The organism is Paraburkholderia xenovorans LB400, assembly GCF_000013645.1.
Taxonomy (GTDB): Bacteria; Pseudomonadota; Gammaproteobacteria; order Burkholderiales; family Burkholderiaceae; genus Paraburkholderia; species Paraburkholderia xenovorans.
Map to the genome: position 1 here is coordinate 3,850,803 of NC_007951.1, position 24,338 is coordinate 3,875,140.

The following is a 24,338-nucleotide window of genomic DNA, read 5'->3' on the forward strand; positions in this document are numbered from 1 at the left end:
TTTTAAAGTCGCGGCCGTTTCAGCCGCCCTGCCATGCTTCGAACACCAGGCTCGCGCAACTGCCGCCGAACCCGAATGAAACCGACATCGCCGTGTCGATACGCGCCTCACGCGTGACGCGCACGAGCGGCATGCCGTCGACGGCCGGCTCCGGCGTGTCGATGCCCGCCGTGCCAGCAATGAAGCCGTCACGCATCATCAGCAGCGTGTAGATCGCCTCGTGCGCGCCGCAAGCGCCGAGCGGATGCCCCGTCATCCCCTTGGTCGATGAAAACGCCGGCACGCGACGATCGAACGCCGCGCCGAACACTTCGCTCAACGCGCGCAATTCCTCCGTATCGCCGAGCGGTGTCGACGGTGCGTGCGTGTTGACGTAATCGGGCCGCTTGCCCGCTTCATGCAGCGCGCCGCGCATGGCGCGCGCGATCCCCGCCGCGCGCGGCGCGACCATGCCGGCGCTGTCCGTGCAGTCGCCGAATCCGGTGAGTTCCGCGTAGATGCGCGCGCCGCGTGCGAGCGCGTACTCGAGCGATTCGAGCACCAGCACGCCGCCACCCGACGCGATCACGAAGCCGTCGCGCTCCGTGTCATAAGGACGCGATGCGCGCTGCGGCGTGTCGTTGAAGCGGCGCGACAGCGCGCCCATTGCGTCGAACATGAGCGTCATGTTGTCGTGCAGCGACTCGCTGCCGCCGGCCAGCACGATCTGCTGGCGGCCGGTCTGGATCAGCTGCATCGCCTGCCCGATCGCGAGCGCCGAGGTCGTACACGCCGATGACGGCGAATAGCTGACGCCTTCGAGCCCGAACACCTGCGCGACGTTCGCCGACGCGGTGCTGCTCATCGCATGCGGCACCGTGTACGGCGGCACCTTGTCGACACCGCGAGCGTGCGCGGTTGCCATCGCCGCGTCGTAAGTGGACATCGTGCCGACGCCCGAACCGATCACCGTGCCGGCGCGCGGCGAGCGCAACGCCGCGGCATCGAGCCCGGCGTCGCTGATCGCGTTGCGCGCGGCGTGACAGGCGAACCGCGCCGTGTCGCCCATGAAGCGTTCGAGCTTGCGCTCAAACGGCGGTTCGTGCGCAACCGACGCAACGCCCGCCACCTGGGAAGCGAAGCCGCGCTCTCGCCAGGCGTCGATCCGCTGAATGCGCGAGCGGCCCGCGCGCAACGCCGAGGCAACTTCGTCGAGCGTATTGCCGAGACACGACACGATCCCCATACCGGTCACGACCACGCGTTGCAGCGCCATGCTCATCGAACGCGCCTGAAAATCAGCGACGTGTTGATGCCGCCGAACGCGAAGTTGTTGCTCATCACGTATTCGGCATCGATCTGCCGGCCCGTGCCGGCGATGTAATCGAGCGGCGCGCAGGCCGGATCGACGCGGGTCAGGTTCAAGGTCGGCGCATACCAGTTGCGCTTCATCATCTCGATGGTCCACCAGGCTTCGAGCGCGCCGCACGCGCCGAGCGTATGGCCGACATAGCTCTTGAGCGAACTGATCGGCATGTGCGCGCCGAAGGTCTGCGCGGTCGCGTGGCTTTCGGCAATATCGCCGCGATCCGTCGAGGTGCCGTGCGCATTCACGTAGGCAATCGCTTCAGGCGCGAGCTGAGCATCCCTGAGCGCGAGTTGCATCGCGAGCGCCATTGTTTCGGCGGTCGGCTGCGTCATATGCGCGCCGTCCGAATTGCAGCCGAAGCCGACGATCTCCGCGTGAATCCGCGCACCGCGCGCCACCGCGTGCCCGTATTCTTCGAGCACCAGGGTGGCCGCGCCTTCGCCGACCACGAGGCCGTCGCGCGCGGCGTCGAACGGACGCGGCGTCAGATGCGGCTCGTCGTTGCGCGTGCTGGTGGCGTACAGCGTATCGAACACGGCGACCGCCGGGCCCGACAGTTCCTCCGCGCCGCCCGCCAGCATCAGCGTCTGCTTGCCGGTCTGGATCGCTTCATACGCATAGCCGATTGCCTGGCTGCCCGAGGCGCACGCGCACGAGGTCGGAATGATCCGCCCTTTCAGATCCCAGAACAGGCTGACGTTGACCGCGGTGGTGTGCGGCATCATCTGCACGTAGCTGTTGGAGGTGACGTCGCTCATCGAGCCGGTTTCGAGCATCGTGCCGAAAGCGCGGATCGGCTGCACCGAGCCCGACGACGAACCGTACGCGACGCCCATGCGGCCGTCCTTGATGGTGGCGTCGTCGGCGAGGCCCGCGTCGGCGAGCGCCAGTTCGCTCGCGCGCACCGAGTACATCGAGACCGGTCCCATCGAGCGGGTCTTCTTGCGCGGATAATGCGCGGGCATCGTGAACCCCGGCAGCGGACACGCAAGCCGCGTATGCAGCGACTCGAAGTAGTCCCATTCGGGCATGCGCCGCACGGCGTTCACGCCGCTCCTCAGACGCGTTTCGATCACGTCCCAGCTGTCGCCCAATGCCGTGACGCCGCCCATGCCGGTAATGACGACGCGCTTCATCAGATCATCCCGCCGTTCACGCCGATCACCTGGCGCGTGACATACGAGGCCGCATCCGACATCAGGAAGCTGACCACGGAGGCCACCTCGGCGGGCTGGCCGACGCGGTTCATCGGCACCGTCTTCAACACCTGTTCGAGCGGCAGCTCGTCGAGCATGCCGGTTTCGATCAAACCCGGCGCGACACAATTGACGGTGATGTTGCGCGTCGCCAGTTCGACGGCGAGCGCCTTGGTCGCGCCGATCAGGCCGGCTTTCGCCGCGCTGTAGTTCACCTGCCCGCGATTGCCCATTACGCCGGACACCGAAGCGATCGTGACGATACGGCCGCCCTGGCGGGCCCGCACCATCGGCATGGTCAACGGATGGACGACGTTGTAGAACGAGTCGAGTCCGGTTTCGATCACCACGTCCCAGTCTTCCCCGCTGAGCGCGGGGAACGCCGCGTCGCGGGTCACGCCCGCGCTGCACACGATGCCGTAATACGGGCCGTTCGCCGCGACGTCGGCTTCGAGCACTTCGCGGCACACGGCGCGCTCGCGCACGTCGAACTGCAACACGCGCGCCGTGCCGCCCTGCGCGGCGATACCCGTGGCAACCGCGTCGGCCTCGCTGCGCCCCGTGCGGCAATGCACGGAGACCGCGAAGCCGTCGGCGGCCAACTTGTACGCAATCGCGCGGCCAATGCCACGGCTTGCGCCGGTAACGAGAACACGCCGGCTCATGAACTGAAACTCCCTTCGATGAATGACTGAAAATCAGCTGGTTGAAAAACCTTAATGACGGCTTCCGCGCAGTCCGCGCCGCCATGCCGGATCGTGCATTCGTAGGCGCCGTGGCCTTCTTCGCTGCGCAGCAGTTCCATCACGTGGATCGACAACTGCGCGCCGGCGGCGAACGACGGTTGCAATGCCTTGTAGCTGCGCGAGCCGAGCAGCACGCCCGGCCGCGCGCGGCCGCCGCCGCGCATGGCCAGCAGCGCGACGTGCGCGGCGATCGCCTGTGCCATCAGTTCGATGCCGATCCACGCGGGCATGGCGCCTTCGGCGTCGGCATACCAGGCGTCGGCGCGCACGGTGGCGCGCGCGCTCAGCGTCTGTTCGTCGAACGTTTCCACGGCGTCGATCAGCAGCATGGTGCCGCGATGCGGGATGATCGCCTCGATCGGCTGCCGGACCAGTTCCTGAACGGTGCGCGTCGGGTTCATGGCGTGGCTCATCGGGCAAGAATCAGGCTGACGTTGCTGCCGCCGAAAGCAAATGAATTGCTCATTGCGTACTGCGCGCCGCCTTGCGGCAAAAACCGCTCGCTTTCCACGAGATCCAGCGGCGGCAATGCCGGATCGGCTTCACCGTCCCACAGATGACGCGGCAACGGCACGTTCTCACGCGCCAGCGTCAGCCAGGCGAAGCCGAGTTCGGTCGCGCCCGCCGCGCCGAGCTGGTGGCCGGTCAACGGCTTGGTGCCGCTGGTCGGCACGCCGCCGGGAAAGACGCGCGACATCAGGTGGGCTTCCATCTCGTCGTTCTTGCGCGTGGCGGTGGCGTGCAGATTCACGTAGCCGATCGCCGCCGATTCGACACCCGCATCCGCGAGCGCCGCGCGCAGCGCGAGTTCGCCGCCCACGCCCTGCGGGTCCGGCGAGGAAATGTGATGCGCGTCGCTCGATTCGCCCACGCCCGCGACGCGCACCATCGCCTCGTCGCGGCTCATGAGGAACACGGCCGCGCCTTCGCCGACATTGATCCCGCAACGATTGCGGCTCATCGGATTGCTGCGCACGTTGCTGGTCGATTCGAGCGATGCGAAACCCTGCACCGTGAGCTCGCACAGCGAATCGACACCGCCCACCACGACCGCATCGCATAGTTGCAACTGCAACAGCCGGCGTGCCGACGCAAAGGCTTTCGCGCTCGATGTGCACGCGGTCGAAATGGTGAACGCCGGACCGTGCAGGCCGAGCGCGGCGGCGGCGAACGGCGCGGCGGTGCCGATTTCCATCTGCCGGTAGTTGAAGTTCGCGGGAAGATCGCCGGCCTGCGCCTGATAGACGAACGCGGCTTCAGCGGCCTCGATGCCCGACGTGCTGGTGCCGAGCACCACGCCGACGCGATGCGCGCCGTAACGTTCGCGCGCCGCTTCAACAGCGGGCGCGATCTGCGCCAGCGCGGCGAGCAGCAAGCGGTTATTGCGGCAGTCGTAGCGGGCGAGTTCGGCGCGCGGCGCCAGCTCCAGCGGCGCGAGCACGCTGCCGACGAACGCCTCGCCGATCCCCGTATGCGCGTTCGCCATACCCGGCGAACGGCCGGCGGCAAGCGCCGGGACAATGCTGTCGAGGTCGCCGCCGAGCGCGTTGATCATGCCGAGCGCGTGCAAATAAACTGATGGCGCCTTCATGCGGCCCTCCTTGATTCCGATGGCATGCCGATCGGCGCGAGCAGCACCGAGACCGCGATGCCGAGCGCGAGCGTCGCGCCAAAACTTTTCAGCGCGGGCATGGCGCTCATGCCGAGCATGCCGAACGACAACAGCGTGGTGGCCGCCGACAACAACACGCCGGTCCACACCGCGCCGAGGTCGGCGTCCGCGCGCAGGCAGCCTTCACGCAGGAATACGGCATAGTTTGCGCCTACGCCGAGCACGAGCATCAGCGCGAGCCAGTTGAACAGATTGAGCGGCACGTGAACGTAGCCGAATACGGCGAGCGTGACGCCCACGGCAAGCAGCACCGGCAAAGCCACGGCGATGCCGCCGCGCACGCGGTAACGCAGCATCAGCAGAACGAGCACGGTGGCCAGCGCGCCGCCGAGCCACCAGCCGCTATCCACGCGATATGCGCCGAACAGTTTCGACACGCTGGCGGCCTTGTCGACGAACACGACGCCGGGCAAGCCTTGCGCCAACGCGATCAACGCGGGTTCGTTCCGCGGCGTCACGCCTTGCGGAATGACGACCGCGGCATAGGCCTTCGTGGATGCATCGACTTCGCCGAGCCAAAGGTGTTTGTACGGTTGCGACCACGGCGCCGCGAGCCACGTATCGACCGTCAGCGGTGCTTGCGGTTTCGCGTACGCGGCGAGCCAGGCGTCGGCGACTTCGTCCTTGAAGCCGGCTTGCAGGAGCGTGGCGCGCAACGCGGCACGGTCGCCGAACACGTGCTGCGCGAGCAACGCGCGGTCCTCATTCTGCTGTTTCGCCGACGGCACGAATTGCGCAACCGACTGATAACTGCCGACCTTGTTCGCTGTTCCGTTCAATGCATCCAGCTTCGTCCCCAACGCTTCGGCGCGTTGCAGCACGCGTTCCGGCGTCTCGCCGCGCACCACGAAAAACTGCGCGCTGTTATCCACGCCGACCGCCGCGCGCACCTTGTCTTCCTGCGCGACGAGCACGGCATCGCGCTGGATCAGCAGATGGATGTCGTCGTCGCTGCTCAAACGCAGCCAGCCGGGAATCGCCAGCAACAGCAGCAGCGCCGCGACAAACCACGCCCGCTTGCCGCCGATCGTGCGATGCCATACCGCCAGCACACGCGCCGCGCCTGCAAACACGCGCTGCGGGCTGCGTTCAGGCGCGCGCGTGAGCAACGCGGGCAGCAGCCACAGCACGGAGGCGAACGCCGTCGTGATCCCTGCAATCGCGAAGCAGGCAATCTGCTTGAGCGCGGGAAACGGCACCCATGTGAGAATCGCGTAGCCGAGCAGGCTCGTCGCCAGCGCCACGCTCAGCGCGGGACGCACGGCGCGCGCGCCGCGCCGTGCGTCCCAGTCGCGCTGCGCGCCGAGATACACCACGAAGTACTGGATCGAATAGTCGACCGCCTCGCCGATCAGGCTGGCGCCGAACACGAGCGTCAACAGATGCAGCTTGCCGAAAATCAGCATCGTCACCGCGAGCGCGCAAACTATGCCGAGCGCGGTCGATACGAAGCCGAGCAATAGCAGACGCGGCGAACGGAACACCCACATCATCAGCAGCGCGATACCGCACAGCGATGCAATGCCGATCAGATGCACCTCATGTTCCGATGCACTGCGCGCCGCTTCCGCGTAAAACACGGCGCCTGTTCTCGCCACAGAGACATCGGGGAACGACTGCTTCAAGGCGCTTTCGCTTTCGGCCAGCGCCGCGAGCACGGCGTGCTGCGTTTTCGTTTCGTACGCCGAACCCGGCAGCGTCGCGACGATCAGCACACTGGTGGCGGCGCCGTGATGCGAAACCAGCATGTTGTCTTCGAGTTCGAGATTCGAGGTGGCCAGCGGCAGGCCGCCGAGCCAGTGTTCGAGCCAGCCGAACGGATCGTCGGCGAGCGGCGTGGTGAGGCCGCCGCGCAACGGGCTGTAGATGCGCTGCGCGAGCGTGTCCCGCAACGTGCTGCCCGCCGCGCCATTGGCCAATGCCGTGCGGTCCGCCGGCGCCAGCAGGCCGAAGCGGTACGGCATGTACAGCGCCGCGATTTGCGACAGATCGAACGGCGGCAATTCCGCCGTCACCGAACCGAACGCGCCGCTCTTTTGCAGCGACGCACCCAGCTGTTTCGCGGCCGCCTTCGCGTGCGCGTCGTCGTTGCTGGTGACCAGAAAAACCGTGCGGTCGCCAAGCGCGCTCGCCAGCGTATCCACGGCCTGTTCGGCGACCGGATCGGCCTCGGTCGCGGGTAATAGCGCGAGCAGATTGGTTTGCAGCGGCGACGGTCCGGCGAAACGCCAGCCGCAATACAGCGCCGCCACGAGCGCGAGCAGCAGCCACGCGGCGCGCACGCTCCACACCTGTTTCGGCGACCGCTGTTGCAGCATCTCCATTACGGCGCCCCGAGCAGGCCGCGCTCAGCCGCGCTGAGTTCGGTCACGGCCGCGCTCTTCGTGAAGTCGAGTTGGGTGACGTCGCCATTTGCTAACGTGATGCGCAGGCTCTGCAGATAGTCGCCGCCGCTCATTGCCAGACCTTTGATCGACTGCGCGATCTGCGGCTGGTTCGGCGTGAGCTGCATGCGCCATTGCGCGGCGTTACCCTGGGCTTCCACGTCGAATTGCGAGTACAGCGCCGACAGATCGCCGCCGAGCATCGCGCGCATCATCTTCGAGACTTGCGCGACGCCGCGCGTACCCTGGGCGCTGTGCGCCGCGACGCGCTGGCCGTTGGCATCGACTTCCACCACGCCGGCGTCGGTGATTACATAGGTGGTCTTGTATGGCTTGTCGATCTGCCAGATCACACCGCGCTCGCGGAAGAACAACAGCGAGCCGGTGCTGACGAGCGGCTGCTTCATCGCTGCCAGCGTTTGCGTCTGCGTGAATTGGGCGCGCACGCCCCGCGCCTGCGCGAGATGCGCGGCGATCTGCGAGACGAGTGCGGGGTTGCCGGGCGCGGCTTCTTTCGCCGATACCGACGGCGCGGCCGATGCGGCCTGCGTCCATACGACTGTCGCGGCTAGCACACTCGCCACACTCAGCGTGCTCAATGTACCCACGATCACCGCGCGCAAATTCACCGTCCCCATACGCGCTCCAGCTTGTCGAACACGACCGGCGGTGAGACGAACTGCAACTCCTGGGTAGCGGCATCGACCGCGACCTGGATCGTATAGCCCTTGGTCAGGCGCGTGCCGGACGCGCAATCGACGATTTCATAGCCTATTTTCAGGCGGTTTTCGTGTTCGAGCAGTTGCGAGCGCACTTCGATCTGCTGACCGTAGGTAGCCGGCCGCACGTATTTCAGATGCGCTTCGACGATCGGCCACAGGTAGCCGGAAGCCTGCATCTCGCGATAGTCGTAGTCGAAAGCGCGCAGCAGCGCCGCGCGGCCAATCTCGAAGTACTTCAGATAGTGCCCATGCCAGCACACGTTCATCGCATCGACATCGTGGAACGGCACTTCCACCGTCGCGCTCGCGCTCAGCACTTTGCGGGAACCTGTCATGCGTCCGGTCCTCCGCGATAGTCCCGCAGCAGATCGCACGCGGCAATGCGCGCGGTCAGGGCGCGCAGTTCGTGTTCGAGCGCGCGGTCTTCGTCCACGAACGGCGACTGCGCGCTCACGCTCTCCATGAACGTTCGCAGCGGCGCGGGAACCGGTGTTCCGCTATCGATCTTCAATCGCAGACGGGCAGCTTGCACGGTTGCGAGCGTATGCGCTGCCGCCACCTGTTCGGTCAGTTCCAGCACGCGCAGGCAGTCGCGCGCGGCGATCGTGCCCATGCTGACCTTGTCCTGGTTGTGCGCCTCGGTGGAGCGCGAGAAAACGCTGGCGGGCATGGTGTTCTTCAATGCTTCGGCGGTCCATGCGGATGAGGAAATCTGCACCGCCTTGAACCCGTGATTGATCGCGGCGCGCGCGGACGTAGCGCCCGACAGATTGCGCGGCAAGCCGTTATTGAAATTGACGTCGACGAGAAGCGCCAGTTGCCGGTCCATCAGATCGGCGAGGTTGGCGACCGCGACCTTCAGCGAGTCCATCGCGAAAGCGATATGACCGCCGTAGAAGTTGCCGCCGTGCAGCACGCGTTCGTTGTCCGGATCGATCAGCGGGTTGTCGTTCGCGCTGTTCAGTTCGTTCTCGATGTCGCGGCGTACCCACGAAAGCGCGTCGCGCGCCACGCCGATCACGTGCGGCGCGCAGCGAATCGAATAGCGGTCCTGCAAACGGTGGCCCGGCGTGTCGTCGCGCCCGGCCAGGTCGTCGCGGATCCATGCCGCCGCTTCGGCCTGGCCGGCGTGCGGCTTCACCTCGAACAGCATTGCGTCGAAATGCGCGGCACGGCCGTCGAGCGCGACCGTGCACAGCGCCGTCAGGCGCGCGGTGAGCCGCGTGAGATGATCGGCGCGCGCAAACGCGAGACAGGCGAGACCCGTCATCACGGCGGTGCCGTTCATCAGCGCAAGCCCTTCTTTCGGCGCGAGCGTGAGCGGCGTTTGACCGAGTTCGGTCCACACCTCGCGCACGTTGCGCAACTGCCCTTCGAACATTACGTCGCGCTCACCGGCGAGCGCGGCGGCCACATACGAAAGCGGCGTGAGATCGCCGCTCGCGCCGACCGAGCCTTCCGACGGAATGCGCGGCAACACGCGATGATTGACCAGATCGGCGAGACGTTCGAGCAACACCGGACGCACGCCCGAAAAACCGTATGCGAGCGAGTTGAGCCGCGCGGCGATCACCGCGAGCGTTTGCGCTTCGTCGAGATACTGGCCCATGCCGCAGCCGTGATAGCGCGTGAGTTGCAGCGGCAGTGCTTCGACCAGTTCCATCGGCACGTCGACCACGCAGGCATCGCCGTAACCGGTGTTGACGCCGTACACGGTCGCGCCCGCGGCCAGATGCCGGCGCAGAAAATCCGCGCCGCGCTGGATGCGCGCGCGCCATGCCGGATCGGCGCTCAAGGCGACCGGCGCGCGGTGCCGCGCAATCGCGACGACCTCTTCGATCGTCAGCTTGCGCCCGCCTATTACCACGGCTGCCGTGTTCACGTTTGCGCCCGCCTCCGGTACATCGATCAGATCATGTTCGGCCATTCGCGCCTCGCTTGGGGCTGGCCCAGAAATCGAAGAAGTTGAACCATTGATAAGGTGCCTTGCGGCAATAGTGTTCGAGACGCACGGCGTAACGCTGCGCCCACGCGGCAAGATGCTGCGCGCGTTCGCGGCGCGGCAGTTCGATGCGCTCCGCGAACGGTTCGAAATAAAGACGGTAGCCGTCGCGCTCTTTCAGGCAGAAGAACAGATAGACCGGGCAGCCCAATGCATGCGCGAGCACATACGGGCCTTGCGCGAACGGCGCGGTAGAGCCGAGAAATCGTGCTTCAGTCGTGCGGCCTGCTTCGTGTGCGGGCACACGGTCGCCGACGATCACCAGCAGCTCGCCGGCATCGACGCGCTCCTGCATCATCATCGCGGTCTCGGGTCCGAAGTCGCGCACTTCGAGCAAATGCCGCGCGAACTCGCTATTGGCCGAAGCCAGCACGCTATTGAAGCGGCGCGCGTGTTCCGTATAGACGACCGCCGTGACCTTCGCGTAAGCGCCCTGCGCGGCGAGCGCGCGGGTCATCTCCAGATTGCCGAGATGCGCGCCGATCACGAGCGCGCCCTTGCCGCTCGCCACCAATGCTTCGAACGCCGAAGGATCTTCGAACTCGACGTCGGCGTTGTTGACGCGGCCCGACCAGGCCGCGAGCTTGTCGAAGCCCGATTGCGCGAACGCCAGCATATGGCGATACGCGGAGAGCCAGCCCGGACGCGGCGTACCGTCTTGCGGCGCGGCTTCGCCGAGATGCCTGAAGTAGTTGCCGGAGGCCTCGCGCGCGGCGCGCCCCGTCAGCAGAAAATACGCGACGATCGGATGCAGCCAGAGCGCGGTGAAGCGCCGGCCGAACAGCTTGCAACTGAGCGCGAGCAGCGACATGCCCAGGTGGCTGCCGCGTTCGGCGATACGCCACCAGTCCTGTTCGTTGTCTTTGGCCGGCGCATCCGCAAGTGCGGAACGACGCGGCATCACCTTATGCGCGAGCAGCATGGGCAGACGCCACAGCATGCCGAACACGAGCCGCGTATGACTGCGGCTGATGCGCACGTTGTCCCACAGCACGTCGAAATGCGAGACGCCGTCAGTCGCATAGGTGACGCGTGTCGGAATCGAGCGGAACGCGGCGCGCCGCCAGTACAGACGCACGAGAATTTCGATGTCGAAGTCCATGCGCGTGGGCAGCCGCACGCTATCGATCAGATTGCAGGCCAGCGCCAGCGGATAAAGGCGAAAGCCGCACATCGAATCGCGGATCGTCAGCGAAAGCGTTTCGATCCATACCCACACGTGCGTCAGGTAGCGGCCGTAGAGACGCGCTTTCGGCCCGCTCTCGTCGTAGACCGGGCGGCCGAGAATCACTGCGCCCGGTTCGGCGCGCGCCGCTTCGATGAAACGCGGTACGTCGGTGGCGTCGTGCTGGCCGTCGGCGTCGATCTGCAACGCGTGCGTGTAGCCCGCCTTGCGCGCGGCGCGCAGCCCCGCCATCACCGCCGCGCCTTTACCGCCGTTGCGCGGCAGGCGCAGCAGCGTGAGCTGTCCCGCGTACTGCTGCGCGAGCACGGCGAGCACCTGCTGGGTGGCCTCGTCGCTGCCGTCGTCGACGACGAAAAACGGCAGGCCGTGAACCGCGAGATGAGCGACGGTCGCGCTGATCGCGTCCTTATGGTTGTAGATCGGAATGACGATGCATGGGGAGAAGGTCTTCACGCCGGCGCCCCGTAGACGATCACACCGGACGCGCAATCGCGGCCGTTCACGCGATACGCGAACTGCACGCGCCGGCGCGCCGCGTCGTGAGCGAGCGTGAGCTTGAGCACGGCGCCCGGCGGCACCGGCGCCATGAACTTCAGACGATCGATCGACGCCAGCGCGCGCACGGCCGGCAAGTGGTCGGCGGCGAGGCGCATCGCCCAGTCGATCTGAACGACGCCGGGCAGAATCGGCAGGCCGGGAAAATGCCCGGCGAAATGCACGAGCGTGGGCGGCACGCGCAACTCGTAATGCAGCGTATCGCCGCTGCGCGCTTCGGCCAGCACTTCGACACCTTCGCTGCGCGGCTCGAACGCGGCCGCCACGGCGGCCACCGGCAGTTTGCCGCGCGCGTCGAACGGCAGCGTGACGCGAAAACGCCAATGGCGCGGCAGCACCACGACGTCGAAATATTCGGCGAGGTGCCGGCGCAACATTTTTGCGAGCGCCACGCGGCCTTCGTCGCGCAATGCCGCGCCGCCCGCTTCGGTGAGCGCCACGACGGCGCCGACGCGCTCGCGCGAGGCGCCCGTCAGCGGCACGATCGCCGCTTGCGCCACATACGGATGCAGCGCGAGGCGCGCTTCCAGTTCCGGCAACGACACGCGTTTGCCGTCGAGCTTGAGCACGCGGTCGAGCCGGCCTTGCAGGCGGAAACGGCCGTCGGCGTCGAAAGCGATCCTGTCGTCGGTGCGATGCCAGCCCGTGTGATCGAGGTGCGGCGAGCGGACGTTCAGCGCGCCGTCTTCGTCGCGGCGCACGTCGATTCCGGCCACCGGTTGCCAGGCGTCGCTCTGATCCTGGCGCCGCCATGCGATGCCGCCGGTTTCCGTGCTGCCGTAAATTTCGAGCGGCGCCGCGCCATAGGCTGCGGCGTATTCCTGCGCGGCTTCAGGCGCCAGCGGGCCGCCCGACGAAAAGAACGCGCGCGGCGCCGGCGTCAGGTCGGCAAAGCCGGGCAACGCGGGCCAGCGCGACAGTTGCGCGGGCGTCGAGACGATCACCACCGCGCCGCATTGTTCGATCTGCGCTTGCAGATGCAATGGCTCGATGCTGACCGCACGGTCGAAGGCACGGCCGGCGGCAAGCGGCCACAGCACGCGAAACAGCAAACCGTAGATGTGGTGATGCGGCACGCTCGCGAGCATCGTCGCGTCGCCGACCAGCGCGCCCCATTGTTTTTCCAGTGTGTGCACTTCGGCGTTGAATTGCGCGAGCGTTTTGCGGATCGGCTTGGGGCGGCCGCTGCTGCCGGATGTGTAAAGCGTAAGCGGGGCGTGGCGGGCGATCGGGTAAGCGGCGTTCGATGCGTACGCCGAGGCTGCCTCGGCGTTTCCAGTATCGGTGTCGACTCCTGCGTTGCCTGCCGCTGCTGCGCTGACGCCGACTTCGACACCCGTGTCGAGGCCGGTATCGGCATGGATGACTGCGTTGACTTCAGCTTCGGCGTCGACACTAACGTTGGCTTTAGCAGCAAACTCGAACGGCGGCAAATCCGCATCGGTCAACACCGCGTCATAAGCATCCGCGAGATCGGCCAGATAGCCCGGCGTCGCATTGGCCGGAATCACCGGCTCCTTGCCGCACGCGAACAATGCGAACAGCGCGCAGGCGAAATCGAACGGATCGTCGATACAGAGTGCGTAGCGTTGCGCGGCCCGCGTTTGCACGAGCGCGATCAAGGCGGCGACGCGCGCGCGAAACGCCGCGCGATCGAGCACCGTGCCACCCTCCCGGCAAACGGGTGTGCGCAGCGCGGCGCTCTCATGAACCACCGACAACAGATCATGCAGCGCGATCATGCCGCCTCCGAACGCGCGGCGCGCGGCAGCACGACCAGATAACGCCAGACGACTTCGGCCGCCAGCAGCACGCCGATCAGCCCATAAGCGATCGCGCCGTTATAGAGCGACCAGTTCGCACGGCTCCAGGACAGCGCCGTATAAGCGGAAAACACGCCGTTCAGCGCGAAGAACCCACACCACACCTGGGTCACGCGCCGCGTATGGCGCACCGCGCCCGGCGCCAGGTCGGGATTGCCGAGGCGTGCGAATTTTTCGATCATGGACGGCCCGCGCACGAGCGTCGCACCGAATGCGATCAGCAAACCCAGATTGACGAGCGACGGATAAAGACGCAACAGCAGTTCGCTATTGGTGAGCACGATGGCCGCGGACGCGCAGCTCAGCAAGCCAACCACGCTCCAGTCGATCGTGGAGAGCCGACGCAGCGAGGTCGCGACCGGGCCGCTGCCGGCCCAGCGTTGCAGCCACAGGATCGCGAACAGCATGCAGCCCACATAGCGCGGCGTGTCCCAGCGCCACGCGCACAGGATCAGCGCGGGATACGCGAGCTTCAGCAGCACCTGCACGACGGTTTTGCCCAGGCGGCGCCCGGTGCCGGGCGAGGCATCGGCGGCCTGCTGCGGCGCCGCTTGCGTGCGCGAGCGCGCGGCGCACATCAGCCTTGTGCCGCCAGCAGGGACTCGACCGCACCGATCACGTCGCCGACGGTGCGCACCGACTTGAACTCTTCCGGCTTGATGCGGCGTCCGGTCATTTCCTGCAGTTTGATCGCGAGGTCGACGGCGTCGATGCTGTCGAGATCGAGGTCTTCGAACAGATGCGCTTCGGGCGTGACACGCTCGGGCTCGATCGCGAAGTTCTCTTTGAAGATGGCGCGGATGCGCTCCAGAATCTCTGCCTCGGACACGATTTATTCCCCTTTTCTGGTTGTTTCGTTCACGGCGTGCGCCGCTTCGCGCTGGCTCGCCACCAGCGCTGCGAGCGTGTTGATCGAGCGGAAGTGTTCGCGCGTGCGCTCGTCGTTCGCCGCGATGGTCAGTTGGTATTGTTTGCGCAGGACGATGCCGATTTCGAGCGCGTCGATCGAATCGAGACCGATGCCGTCGGTGTCGAACAACGGCGCATCGTCGTCGATATCGGCCGGGCTCAGGTCTTCCAGATCGAGCGCTTCGATCAGAAGCTGTTTAATTTCCAGTTTTAAAGAATCCATAATCGAACAGGTGCTGAGTAATGTGTGCTTCGACGGCGCTCGTCACGCTGCGCGCCGCAAGAGCCGGTGGAATGTCATGGGCCGCAAGCTGGTCGACGCCGAGCGGTTCGAGTACGTTCACGCGGATTCTGAACGCGCGCGCCGGCACGTCGTACCAGCGCATCTGCTTGGTGAAGGCGGGCGGATCACAATCCATCAGCACCGGGACGATGGGTGCGCCGGCTTTCAGCGCCATGTGCGCGAAACCGCGCGAAAAAGCATGCAGCCGGTTCGGCGCGGGACTGCGCGAGCCTTCCGGAAAGATGATCATCGTATAGCCCGCCGCCAGTTGCTTCGCGCCGGCCTCGACGAGCTCCGCCGGGTCGGCATTGCTGACGTATTCCGCCGAGCGCACGATGCCCCAGAAACACGGGTTGCTCCAGTGCGCATTTTTCACCACGCAACAGGCGTGCGGCGTGAGCGACAGCAGCACCATCACATCGAGATAGGTCGGGTGGTTGGCAACCACGATCGCCGGGCCGTCCGCGCGCAATGCGTGCATGCCCGACACTTCGAGTTCCATCACGCCGATGCGCTGCAACACCGCGACCAGCGCGCGGAAAAACCAGTGGATCACGCTCGTCACCGCGAACTGCCGCGACGCACGGTGCGGCCACACCCATGCAAGCGGAAACACCACCACCGAAAACAGCACGCCGCACACGCCGAAGACCACGAAGGCCATGCCGGTCGCATAGAACCGCCAGCAATAATCAAGCCGCGCGGTCATGCCAACTCCAATGCCAACTGGCGTCGGCACCTTGCCAGGCGGCAGGCAGGCCGGTTTCCAGGCTGTGCAGGAGCGCCTGGCTCTGGGTCGCGAAGAAGCCTGGCGAGCCGGCGCCGTGCTCGCGGCCGGCATGGCTCGCGCTGGCTTCGCGCACCGGTGCGGGCTCCCGCGCGCCCGCGCGGCAGACCATGCACACCAGCTCGGCCGGCGCCGTTTCGCTATCGAGCAGGATCGCGATCGCGCCGCCCGGCACTTCGTCTTCGATCGTGCCGTACGCGGCGTCGGCCGGTTCGTCGGCATAGACCAGCAGCAGCGGCGAATCGGGCTGCGTGGCGTATTGCGCGTGCGCTTCCAGCAGCGCGTAGCCGAGCGTTTCGGCGCCGGCGGAAATCGCGCTCGCCGCCGACCGGTCGCCGCGCGCAATGCCGAACACGCCGGTCATCGCATTGAGCACCGACAGGCTGAAGGCGGTCGGCGACACCGGTTCGCCGGCGCTGATGGCGCGCAGGATCTCCGTGGTGCGCCGCAGTTCCCCGTGGCGCGAAGCGAACACGACCCGCGCCGCGTCCCGGGCGACACAATCGTGCGCAACCTTGAGCGCCACTCGCGACAGAGTGCTCAGACGACGCCGCACGATCGGCTCGACGAAGCCAATATCAGGTGCGGCAGATGCGGCGGCAGGCCAGCTAGACCAGCGAGCGACCGGAATGGTCCAGTGCAGATCGGGCATATCGGTGTTCGCGCGTAGAAGCGAGGAGGCTGAAGCGCCTGACGGAATACGGCACCGTCACAGCGTGTACGCGCCGCGCGGACCGGCAATCTCCAGCCGGGGTCGATCCAATCTTCTTATCTTATATAGGGTTCAGCGAATTAACGGCACTTGGCCCCGATTATTTAGGCACCCTCGCCAGTTTGTCTGGAGAATCGTATCGGGCTCCCTATGGTCGCCGGAATCATACTGAATATTCTGGGATAAATCAGCCACAAAAGACGTATCCATCTGTATCCGTATCTCTCATGCGACGTTCGGCGAAAAAGCCGTCACGCGGGCCGCCGACGCGATTTTCCCCCAAGCGCATAAACGCAGAACCCACTGGCGGCGGGATTTGCAGTCGATACGGACATGGAAGCTTTTCCTCTGCACACGCCCATACTTTCATTTAACTTTCTGAAAAAGTGTTTCAGATTGCCGGGCTTTGGCGCCATTTTCGCCCTGGTTTCCAAATGGCCGACGCAAAGCGTCTCACGTCCACAGTTTTGTGCGATGCGACGGCGCGCGCGGCCGACGCAATCCATTATCAGGCGCGGCCACGCCTGTTATACTCCGTCCCTCATTGGGGAGTAGCCGCCTCGCGGCACGTCCGCACCGCTGTCATCGGGTGCGTCGCACGTGCGGTTCGCGGGGGCGCCTGTCAACAGACTTGGCCTGTACGGCCGTGGCAGCCGCAGCCTCTGGCCTGGCGAGACCGATGATCCACACACCGCCGCAACAGGGCCCGGCTGTGTCGTGGGTCGTCGCTCGTTCATATCTCGGCCCGGGGAATCAACACACCGTGGATCACGCTTTTCTCATTTCGACCGGAGCGGTCGCGCTCGCCGAGATCGGCGACAAGACGCAATTGCTTTCGCTCGTCCTCGCGGCCCGCTACCGCAAGCCGCTGCCGATCATTCTGGGCGTGCTCGCCGCCACGCTCGTGAATCACGCCTGCGCGGGCGCGCTCGGCGCGTGGCTCGGCTCGCTGCTCACGCCGACCATCATGCGCTGGGCATTGGCCGCGTCGTTCATCGGCATGGGGTTGTGGATTCTCGTTCCGGACAAACTCGACGACGAAGACGCCAATACCAGCCGCACGCACTTCGGCGTGTTCGGCGCGACCGTGGTGACGTTCTTTCTCGCGGAAATGGGCGACAAGACGCAGATCGCCACGGTGGCCCTCGCCGCGCGTTTCCACGATTTCTTCGGCGTAGTGGCGGGTACCACGCTCGGCATGATGATCGCCAACGTGCCGGCGATCCTGCTCGGCGACCGCTTTGCTCATCGGCTGCCGACCAGCCTCGTGCATGGCATCGCAGCGGTGATGTTTGTCGTTCTCGGGACGATGGCGCTGTTCGGCGTGGGCCTTTAGGGCAAGGTCGCCAGCCGATCGGGTGGGTAGCGCAAGGCGATACGGCAAGGAATTAGCGGCTGCGTCCGCTGGGTCACTCGGCACTCAGGCAGCGCACGGTCAGCATCCGGTCGCCGTGCGCGGCGCGGCTCGCTTGCGGGTCCGCTCGCGCGGCGATTGATTCGGGCGCCGTAATGCTTCATCGGGCTCGATCCGGTGTCAGCAAAACAAACGGCCCGGCAAGGATGAGTTGCCGGGCCGTCTGTTTTCTCTGCAGCCCCCGCGCGCGTTAGCGCGCGCCGCCAGTCGCGTGACCTACTGAACGATTTTCGCACCGGAAGCCGGCGCCGGCGCAGCGGCAGGCGCAGCGCCGGTAGCGGCTATTTCGTTCGATGCCCCGCCGTTCCTGTCGACCGGAATCTTCACGGTGTGGACCACGCCGTTGCCGAGCGGGAAATCGGCCAGCGCGCTACGCGCCAGATACGGCATGGCCCGGACCAGCGACGATTCGCCGCCCGAATTGCGCGCCGTCACGTTGTAGACCTCCTTGCCGGTTGCCCGCTCCGTGATCCGTATACCCAACAGATGCGTGAAGATCGGATAGCTCTGGTTCACGTACGTGGCGGGGAATCCACCCCAAGGCCCCCACGGATCGAACGGCCGGCCCCAGCCCCAATACGGCGCCGGCCACGGGTTGTAATACACCGGCTCCGAGACCGTCACCATGTCCGAACGGATTCCGTACGAGAGTCCGACCAGATAGCGCGCCTGCGCGCTGTCGACCTGGCGGAACGAATGCGTGGCGAGTTCGTTCGCGACCAAACGCTCGTAGGTGCTGAGCTCGAGATTGCTCTGCTGGTTCGCCGCCCGCGTGAACGCATAGGTGCGGGTGGCGTCGCTACCGCTCCAGTCGGAGAAAGCCGTGACCTGCGTGGTGACGTAGGTCGTACAGCCTGAAAGCAGCACCGCCAGCCCAGCTAGCAGCAGCGTGGCGCGGCGGGTCCATCGATCGATTTTCATGGTCTACCTCGTGAAGCTTCTCAATGTCTCTGTATTGTCCATCATGACCGGCCCGTCCGGCGCGCAGGCTTTTTTACCGGGCGGGCGCCCGATAATACGCTGACTGGCGGGTTCGGTAAAAAGTTCGCTCCGCACGATTCGCCGAGGCTTTGTACAATGGTTCGACATGCCCGGCTCGTGCGTCAGAAGCGCGCGCGCCGACTCGAGTTCCAACACTACAGAACGTCATGGCCGATACCGCAACGCCCAATGTGATTCGCCGCGCCGACTACGCGCCGCCCGCCTTCCTGATCGACACCGTCGCGCTGGAGTTCGATCTGGTTCCTGAACGCACGGTGGTCCGCAACACGATGCGCGTGCGCCGCAATCCGGAAGCCGCGCGCGCCGCGCATCTGGAACTGATGGGCGAACAGCTGGAGTTCGTCAGCGCCGCGATCGACGGCAAGCCGTTCGCCAATGCTCATGCGCACGACCACGGCCTGCTGCTCGACAACGTGCCGGACCAGTTCGAACTGACGCTCACGAGCATCTGCAATCCGGCTGCGAACACCACGCTGTCGGGCCTGTACGTGTCGGGCGGCAACTTCTTCACGCAGTGCGAGGCCGAGGGCTTTCGCCGTATCACTTACTTCCTCGACCGCCCGGACGTGATGGCGACCTTCACGGTCACGCTGCGCGCCAGCAAGGCCGATTATCCGGTGCTGCTGTCGAACGGCAATCTGCTCGAAGAAGGCGATTTGCCGGACGGCCGCCACTTCGCGCGCTGGGAAGATCCGTTCCGCAAGCCGAGCTACCTGTTCGCGCTGGTCGCCGGCAAGCTGGTCGCGCTGGAAGAACGCGTGAAGAGCGGCTCGGGCAAGGAAAAGCTGCTGCAGGTGTGGGTCGAGCCGCACGATCTGGACAAGACCCGTCACGCAATGGATTCGCTGATCCATTCGATCCGCTGGGACGAGGAACGCTTCGGGCTCGAACTCGATCTGGACCGCTTCATGATCGTCGCGGTGAGCGACTTCAACATGGGCGCGATGGAGAACAAGGGGCTCAACATCTTCAACACGAAGTACGTGCTGGCGAATCCCGAAACGGCAACGGACACCGACTTCGCGAACATCGAGGCCGTGGTCGGCCACGAATATTTCCACAACTGGACCGGCAATCGCGTGACGTGCCGCGACTGGTTCCAGTTGAGCCTGAAAGAAGGCCTGACGGTATTCCGCGACCAGGAGTTCTCGGCCGACATGGCCGGCGGCGCGACTGACGAAGCCGCGCGCGCCACCAAGCGCATCGAGGACGTGCGCGTGCTGCGCCAGATGCAGTTCGCCGAAGACGCGGGGCCGATGGCGCACCCGGTGCGCCCGGAAAGCTACGTCGAGATCAACAACTTCTACACGATGACCGTCTACGAGAAAGGCTCGGAAGTCGTGCGGATGTATCAGACGCTGTTCGGCCGCGACGGCTTCCGCAAGGGCATGGACCTGTACTTCAGGCGCCACGACGGCCAGGCCGTGACCTGCGACGATTTCCGTCACGCGCTCGCCGACGCGAACGGCCGCGATCTCGCGCAGTTCGAGCGCTGGTATAGCCAGGCCGGCACGCCGCGGGTGTCCGTGCGCACGCAATACGACGCCGCGCAGCAACGCTACAGCGTGACGCTCACGCAAGGCTACGGCGAAGCCGCGCCGGCCGCGCGCGAAACGCAGAAGGGTCCACTGCTGATTCCGTTCGCGATCGGTTTGATCGGCAAGGACGGCCGTGACCTGCCGCTGCAACTGGAAGGCGAAGCGCAGGCCGGCAAGGCGACCACGCGCGTGCTCGAATTCACGCAGACCGAACAGACCTTCACATTCGTCAACGTGGCGCAGGAACCGCTGCCTTCGCTGCTGCGCAATTTTTCGGCGCCGGTGATCGTCGAATACGACTACTCGGCGCAACAGCTGGCATTCCTGCTTGCCCACGACAGCGACCCGTTCAACCGCTGGGAAGCCGGCCAGCGGCTCGCCACGCGCGAACTGCTCACGCTCGCCGGGCGCGCCGCCACGGGTGTGCCGCTGCAACTCGACGATTCCGTGGTCGCCGCGTTCGCACGCGTGCTGACCGACGAAACGCTCTCGCCTGCGTTCCGCGAACTCGCGTTGATGTTACCTTCGGAAGCGTATCTGGCCGAGCAGATGGCCGAATCGAATCCGGCGGCCGTGCACGCCGCGCGGCAGTTCGTGCGCAAGCGTCTTGCCAATGCGCTCAGAAGCGACTGGCTCAACGTGTACGAGCAGCATCGCACGCCGGGGGCGTACGAGGCCACGCCTGAAGCGTCCGGTCATCGCGCGCTGAAGAATCTCGCGCTGTCGTATCTCGCCGAACTGGACGATCCAGCAGAGGCCGTGCGTCTCGCGTCCGCGCAATACGATGCGGCGAACAACATGACCGACCGCTCGGCGGCACTGTCCGTGCTGCTCAATGCGTCGGCGGCCAACGGCGGCAGCGCCGAGGCGCAGCAGGCGCTGGACGACTTCTACCGGCGCTTCGAAAAGGAACCGCTCGTGATCGACAAGTGGTTTGCCTTGCAGGCCACGCAGCGCGGCAGCGCGCAACGTCCGGTGATCGACGTCGTGCGCAGGCTGATGACTCACCCGGCTTTCAACCTGAAGAACCCGAATCGCGCGCGCTCGCTGATTTTCAGCTTCTGCGCGGCGAACCCGGCGCAGTTCCATGCCGAAGACGGCTCGGGCTATGCGTTCTGGGCCGATCAGGTGATCGCGCTCGACGCCATCAATCCGCAAGTGGCCGCCCGCCTCGCCCGCTCGCTGGAATTGTGGCGCCGCTTCACGCCGGCGCTGCGCGACGGCATGCGCGCGGCACTGGAGAAAGTGGCCGCGCAGGTCAAATCGCGCGACGTGCGCGAGATCGTGGAGAAAGCGTTGGCGTGAAGTCCGCCTGAGCGCTGTTGTCGCATCGGAAAGCCGGCACGCGTTGCCGGCTTTTTTTCGCCCTGCGTTTGCTGGCGCGGTGGCGCGCGGCTCCAACGTTGGCCATCTGGACGACTGGTCGGCTCGCGCCGGCGGGGTGAAAGTAAACGCATTCATTTAACGGTTTACGTTTAACGCTATGCGTTATATCATCCCATGATCACGACATTCGGCGACAAAGCTACGGCGAGAATTTTTCAAGGCAGGTTCGTGTACTCACTGCCGCTTCACATGCAAACGCTCGCGCACCGCAAGCTGCTGCTGATCGACGCTGCGGAGTCCGTTTGCGATCTGCACGCGCCGCCGGGCAACCGGCTGGAAGCGTTGCAAGGCCAGCGCAGCTGGACAATGGAGTATCCGGATCAATGCGCAATGGCGCATCTGTTTTCATTTCGTCGACGGGGAGGCGCTGAATGTCGAGATTGTCGACTATCACTGATTATTGGGAGACCGGCATGGTCATCAAACGCTCCGATCTGGACAGCATCGATTTCTCGGGCATCGACTCCGGCAACAGCATCCCGGAAATCCATCCGGGCGAAATTCTGCGCAGCGAGTTTCTCGAACCGCTCGGCATGTCCGTCAATGCGCTCGCGCTCGCGCTGCGCGTGCCGGCGCCGCGCATCAACGACGTCGTGCGCGGCAGGCGCGCCGTCTCGGCGGACACCGCGCTGCGGCTCGAACGCTATTTCGGCGCGAGCGCGCAGTTCTGGCTCAACCTGCAGATCGCTTACGACCTGCGCGTCGCCACGGCGGCGGCCGGTGAACAGATCGAACGTGAAATCGAACCCATGCCGAAGGCGGAGCGCCCGAAACTGCCGAAGGTTTCGAGCGATCACGCGCGGGCCGCGGCGCTCGCGGCGAGCGTGAGCGGCAAGATCGCGGCGGGCAAGGCGCGCCGCAAAACCTGAATTTCGCCACGCGTCGGTGTGTCCGGCGGGTGTGTCCGGCGGCGTTGCCGTGCACGGTGCCCACGCAAAAGCACGGAGCCGACACAACGAACGGTTAAAATCCGAATATTCCTCAAGCCTCCCGGAGTACAGCAATGGCTTTGCAACGTCGTACCACTCTCACGAAGTACCTGATCGAGCAGCAGCGCGAGACCAACAATCTGCCGGCCGATCTGCGCCTTTTGATCGAAGTCGTCGCGCGTGCGTGCAAGGCGATCAGCTACCACGTCAGCAAGGGCGCGCTGGGCGACGCGCTCGGCACGGCGGGCAGCGAGAACGTTCAAGGCGAAGTGCAGAAGAAGCTCGACATCCTGTCGAACGAAATCCTGCTCGAAGCGAATGAATGGGGTGGCAACCTCGCGGGCATGGCGTCCGAGGAAATGGAACAGTTCTTCCCGATCCCGGCGAACTATCCGAAGGGCGAATACCTGCTCGTGTTCGATCCGCTCGACGGCTCGTCGAACATCGACGTCAATGTTTCGATCGGCACGATCTTCTCGGTGTTGCGCTGCCCGGACGGCCAGCAGCCTACCGAACAGTCATTCCTGCAACCGGGCACGCAGCAGGTTGCCGCGGGTTATGCGGTATATGGTCCGCAAACCGTGCTGGTGCTGACCACCGGCAACGGTGTGAACTGCTTCACGCTCGACCGCGAACTCGGCTCGTGGGTGCTCACGCAGAGCGACATGCGCATTCCTGTCGAAACGCGTGAATATGCGATCAACGCTTCGAACGAACGTCACTGGTATCCGCCTGTTCAGCAATACATCGGCGAGTTGAAGGACGGCAAGGAAGGTTCGCGCCAAAGCGACTTCAACATGCGCTGGATCGCGTCGATGGTGGCGGACGTGCACCGCATTCTGAATCGCGGCGGCATCTTCATGTATCCGGCCGACAAGCGCACGCCGGACAAACCGGGCAAGCTGCGCCTGATGTACGAAGCCAATCCGATGGCCTTTATTGTCGAGCAGGCAGGCGGTGCCGCGACCAATGGCGAGAAGCGCATTCTGGACATCCAGCCGAAAAGCCTGCATGAACGCGTGGCGGTATTCCTCGGTTCGAAGAACGAGGTCGACCGGGTTACCCGCTACCATCTCGAAACAAAAAAGTGAGTTCAGGGGCTTGCCAAGCTGATAAAGAAGTCCCTATAATCTCGTTTCTCCTGATGCCGGAATAGCTCAGACGGTAGAGCAGCGCATTCGTAATGCGAAGGTCGGGGGTTCGATTCCTCTTTCCGGCACCATCAAGATTCAAGCAAAAGCCCAGTCGTCACGACTGGGCTTTTTGTTTTCTGCGTCTGCTTTCCGCTTCTGCAAGCACTACTGCGAAAGGCGTAAGCAAACGGCAGCGCCGTCTCACCCACCCAACTCCGGCCGGTCGAATTGCGCCGTGACGAAAAGGTTACGCGCCACGACCGTATCTTCCACGCGCACTTCCACGCGCGCCGGTTCAACCCGCTGCGTGCCGTACGCCGCGACCACTTCCTGCGGCGCCGAAGAAAACCACAGAATCCGGCCGGCGCACTCGATTCCGACCTGACGACCTTTCCAGTACACAGCGTTTTCCATGGCGCAACTCTCTGAAGGAAGAAGACTGCCATCTTCCGCGCCTGTAGTTGCGCGTCCGTTATCCACCGCACTCTCGGCCGCAGATAGCTGCTTCAATGATAGACGGTGATGCCTGGTTGACGGCTTCCGCGCGGATTACGCATGCGTCTTGCGCGCCGACCTCACCTTCACTGGCATCATCGCCATTTCATCGGGCA

General features: G+C 65.2%; 22 protein-coding genes, 1 tRNA gene, 1 pseudogene and 1 riboswitch. Of the genes and pseudogenes, 6 read left to right on the forward strand and 18 right to left on the reverse strand.

What is annotated here, in order from left to right; all coding sequences use genetic code 11:
* Positions 1-19: 19 nt before the first annotated feature.
* Genes BXE_RS17245 through BXE_RS17320 form a run of 16 tightly spaced genes read right to left on the reverse strand, consistent with a single transcriptional unit; the run spans position 20 to position 16,265 of the window.
* A complete protein-coding gene (locus BXE_RS17245; RefSeq protein WP_011489517.1) occupies positions 20-1,261 on the reverse strand; it encodes a beta-ketoacyl-[acyl-carrier-protein] synthase family protein in 1,242 nt (413 codons plus the stop codon).
* A complete protein-coding gene (locus BXE_RS17250) occupies positions 1,258-2,484 on the reverse strand; it encodes a beta-ketoacyl-ACP synthase (protein WP_011489518.1) in 1,227 nt (408 codons plus the stop codon). Before BXE_RS17250 ends, BXE_RS17245 begins: the two co-directional genes overlap by 4 nt.
* The gene (locus tag BXE_RS17255; RefSeq protein ID WP_011489519.1) at positions 2,484-3,209 is read right to left on the reverse strand and encodes a 3-ketoacyl-ACP reductase FabG2; all 726 of its coding nucleotides are present in this window, start codon (positions 3,207-3,209) and stop codon (positions 2,484-2,486) included. Before BXE_RS17255 ends, BXE_RS17250 begins: the two co-directional genes overlap by 1 nt.
* Positions 3,206-3,691 (reverse strand): hotdog family protein, encoded by a 486-nt coding sequence (locus BXE_RS17260; protein WP_038457447.1) that lies wholly within the window; start codon positions 3,689-3,691, stop codon positions 3,206-3,208. The genes BXE_RS17255 and BXE_RS17260 overlap by 4 nt, the downstream gene beginning before the upstream one ends.
* Positions 3,692-3,699: 8 nt before the next feature.
* On the reverse strand, positions 3,700-4,881 hold the full coding sequence (locus tag BXE_RS17265; RefSeq protein ID WP_011489521.1) for a beta-ketoacyl-[acyl-carrier-protein] synthase family protein: 1,182 nt from the start codon (positions 4,879-4,881) through the stop codon (positions 3,700-3,702).
* Positions 4,878-7,286 (reverse strand): MMPL family transporter, encoded by a 2,409-nt coding sequence (locus tag BXE_RS17270; protein WP_011489522.1) that lies wholly within the window; start codon positions 7,284-7,286, stop codon positions 4,878-4,880. The genes BXE_RS17265 and BXE_RS17270 overlap by 4 nt, the downstream gene beginning before the upstream one ends.
* Positions 7,286-7,984 (reverse strand): outer membrane lipoprotein carrier protein LolA, encoded by a 699-nt coding sequence (locus tag BXE_RS17275; RefSeq protein ID WP_011489523.1) that lies wholly within the window; start codon positions 7,982-7,984, stop codon positions 7,286-7,288. The genes BXE_RS17270 and BXE_RS17275 overlap by 1 nt, the downstream gene beginning before the upstream one ends.
* Complete coding sequence (locus BXE_RS17280) at positions 7,972-8,403, reverse strand: acyl-CoA thioesterase (protein ID WP_011489524.1); 432 nt, start codon at positions 8,401-8,403, stop codon at positions 7,972-7,974. The genes BXE_RS17275 and BXE_RS17280 overlap by 13 nt, the downstream gene beginning before the upstream one ends.
* On the reverse strand, positions 8,400-9,995 hold the full coding sequence (gene hutH, locus BXE_RS17285; RefSeq protein ID WP_011489525.1) for an HAL/PAL/TAL family ammonia-lyase: 1,596 nt from the start codon (positions 9,993-9,995) through the stop codon (positions 8,400-8,402). The genes BXE_RS17280 and hutH overlap by 4 nt, the downstream gene beginning before the upstream one ends.
* Complete coding sequence (locus BXE_RS17290) at positions 9,982-11,709, reverse strand: glycosyltransferase family 2 protein (RefSeq protein WP_011489526.1); 1,728 nt, start codon at positions 11,707-11,709, stop codon at positions 9,982-9,984. Before BXE_RS17290 ends, hutH begins: the two co-directional genes overlap by 14 nt.
* A complete protein-coding gene (locus tag BXE_RS17295) occupies positions 11,706-13,553 on the reverse strand; it encodes an AMP-binding protein (protein WP_011489527.1) in 1,848 nt (615 codons plus the stop codon). Before BXE_RS17295 ends, BXE_RS17290 begins: the two co-directional genes overlap by 4 nt.
* Positions 13,550-14,212: a membrane protein gene (locus BXE_RS17300; RefSeq protein WP_011489528.1), complete on the reverse strand. Its 663-nt coding sequence runs from the start codon at positions 14,210-14,212 to the stop codon at positions 13,550-13,552. Before BXE_RS17300 ends, BXE_RS17295 begins: the two co-directional genes overlap by 4 nt.
* Positions 14,212-14,463 (reverse strand): acyl carrier protein, encoded by a 252-nt coding sequence (locus BXE_RS17305; protein WP_007180827.1) that lies wholly within the window; start codon positions 14,461-14,463, stop codon positions 14,212-14,214. The genes BXE_RS17300 and BXE_RS17305 overlap by 1 nt, the downstream gene beginning before the upstream one ends.
* Before the next feature lie 3 nt (positions 14,464-14,466).
* A complete protein-coding gene (locus tag BXE_RS17310; RefSeq protein ID WP_011489529.1) occupies positions 14,467-14,766 on the reverse strand; it encodes a phosphopantetheine-binding protein in 300 nt (99 codons plus the stop codon).
* On the reverse strand, positions 14,741-15,535 hold the full coding sequence (locus BXE_RS17315) for a lysophospholipid acyltransferase family protein (protein WP_011489530.1): 795 nt from the start codon (positions 15,533-15,535) through the stop codon (positions 14,741-14,743). The genes BXE_RS17310 and BXE_RS17315 overlap by 26 nt, the downstream gene beginning before the upstream one ends.
* Positions 15,519-16,265, reverse strand: a complete 747-nt coding sequence (locus BXE_RS17320; RefSeq protein ID WP_011489531.1) for a beta-ketoacyl synthase chain length factor — start codon at positions 16,263-16,265, stop codon at positions 15,519-15,521. Before BXE_RS17320 ends, BXE_RS17315 begins: the two co-directional genes overlap by 17 nt.
* A gap of 594 nt (positions 16,266-16,859) precedes the next feature.
* Positions 16,860-17,079: riboswitch (yybP-ykoY riboswitch) on the forward strand.
* 9 nt (positions 17,080-17,088) lie between these two features.
* On the opposite strand from BXE_RS17320, the gene BXE_RS17325 reads away from it, so the two are divergent.
* The gene (locus BXE_RS17325; RefSeq protein ID WP_011489532.1) at positions 17,089-17,661 is read left to right on the forward strand and encodes a TMEM165/GDT1 family protein; all 573 of its coding nucleotides are present in this window, start codon (positions 17,089-17,091) and stop codon (positions 17,659-17,661) included.
* 294 nt (positions 17,662-17,955) lie between these two features.
* Here the strand turns inward: BXE_RS17325 and BXE_RS17330 are convergent, their stop codons facing one another.
* Entirely contained in the window at positions 17,956-18,660 is a 705-nt protein-coding gene (locus BXE_RS17330; protein ID WP_011489533.1) for a DUF4136 domain-containing protein, read from the reverse strand.
* 227 nt (positions 18,661-18,887) lie between these two features.
* Here BXE_RS17330 and pepN point away from each other — a divergent pair, with 227 nt between their 5' ends.
* The 5 genes and pseudogenes from pepN (at position 18,888) to BXE_RS17350 (ending at position 23,816) form a co-directional block, all read left to right on the forward strand.
* Complete coding sequence (gene pepN, locus BXE_RS17335; RefSeq protein WP_011489534.1) at positions 18,888-21,584, forward strand: aminopeptidase N; 2,697 nt, start codon at positions 18,888-18,890, stop codon at positions 21,582-21,584.
* A 195-nt stretch (positions 21,585-21,779) separates the two neighbouring features.
* Positions 21,780-22,062: pseudogene (locus tag BXE_RS44375) on the forward strand (type II toxin-antitoxin system RelE/ParE family toxin).
* Positions 22,063-22,078: 16 nt separating this feature from the next.
* Positions 22,079-22,534, forward strand: a complete 456-nt coding sequence (locus BXE_RS17340; RefSeq protein WP_011489535.1) for a HigA family addiction module antitoxin — start codon at positions 22,079-22,081, stop codon at positions 22,532-22,534.
* A 134-nt stretch (positions 22,535-22,668) separates the two neighbouring features.
* The gene (locus tag BXE_RS17345) at positions 22,669-23,685 is read left to right on the forward strand and encodes a class 1 fructose-bisphosphatase (RefSeq protein WP_007180818.1); all 1,017 of its coding nucleotides are present in this window, start codon (positions 22,669-22,671) and stop codon (positions 23,683-23,685) included.
* A 55-nt stretch (positions 23,686-23,740) separates the two neighbouring features.
* A tRNA-Thr gene (locus BXE_RS17350) sits at positions 23,741-23,816 on the forward strand.
* Between the two features lie 112 nt (positions 23,817-23,928).
* On the opposite strand, the gene BXE_RS17355 is transcribed toward BXE_RS17350, so the two are convergent.
* Positions 23,929-24,141 (reverse strand): hypothetical protein, encoded by a 213-nt coding sequence (locus BXE_RS17355; protein ID WP_038457444.1) that lies wholly within the window; start codon positions 24,139-24,141, stop codon positions 23,929-23,931.
* Between the last annotated feature and the right edge of the window lie 197 nt (positions 24,142-24,338).